The following is an 866-nucleotide window of genomic DNA, read 5'->3' as shown; positions in this document are numbered from 1 at the left end:
ATAATTTTTATAAATTTGACTTTAATTCCTCAATTTTTTCTTCTGACAATCCTGTTACTTCCATAATAGTAGCTATATCCATATTCTTTTTCAACATATTTATAGCTGTTTTTTCAACACCTTCTGCTATGCCTTTTTCTATACCTTCTTCATATATACCCATACTTAAGTTACACATATCTATAACCTCCTTCTCTATATTCTTAGAAATATTATAGTCGAAATCTTCTTTTAATATCCTTTGTTTTTCTTCTATAAGCATATCATTTCTTAAAAGTATTCTAAGGAATTTTAATAAATTATTATCACTCTGACTTTTTCCTAATAATACCATAACTACTTTTATTAAATCATAGTTTTTTACTTCTTCTTTAAAATTACCTACTATATTATTTTCCTGTATTGAATATGATGTTATTGTATTGGAATCTTTTTTTGGTGGATTTGGACATATCCATATTGAATATACCTTTTTAATTTTTTCATAGTGAGATTCCGTAAACTCTGTTCCATGTTGTGCTGACATCATTCTGCTACAATAATATAATGCTCTTTTTATTAATGGATATCCCATATGATATTTGTTTTGTGCTTCTACATTCACTATAAGTTGTATTAAGCCATCTGTATTTGGTACAGTTGCTAAAAATCGTATATCATATGTAACTGTGCCTTCATCTATTGATTTATCTTCATTACTTAATCCTCTTATTTTATTTGGATTTGTCGGAAATACTTCCTCACTTGATATTTGTGGTGTACCTTCAATATATTTATTTGCTATATCTTCAAGACTGCAATCTTTGAATTCATCAACGCACTCTTTCATTATACGAGAAAGTATATCTTTTTCAGCAAATAACTGT

General features: G+C 27.0%; 1 protein-coding gene. It reads right to left on the bottom strand.

Annotated elements, in window-relative coordinates:
* Positions 1-7: 7 nt before the first annotated feature.
* On the bottom strand, positions 8-866 hold an 859-nt coding region (locus tag B5E58_RS13615), incomplete at its 5' end, for a PD-(D/E)XK nuclease family transposase (RefSeq protein WP_088110103.1).

Source organism: Tyzzerella sp. An114, from assembly GCF_002161055.1.
Classification (GTDB): Bacteria; Bacillota; Clostridia; order Lachnospirales; family Anaerotignaceae; genus Fimicola; species Fimicola cottocaccae.
This window is presented reverse-complemented; position numbering and strand designations above follow the sequence as displayed.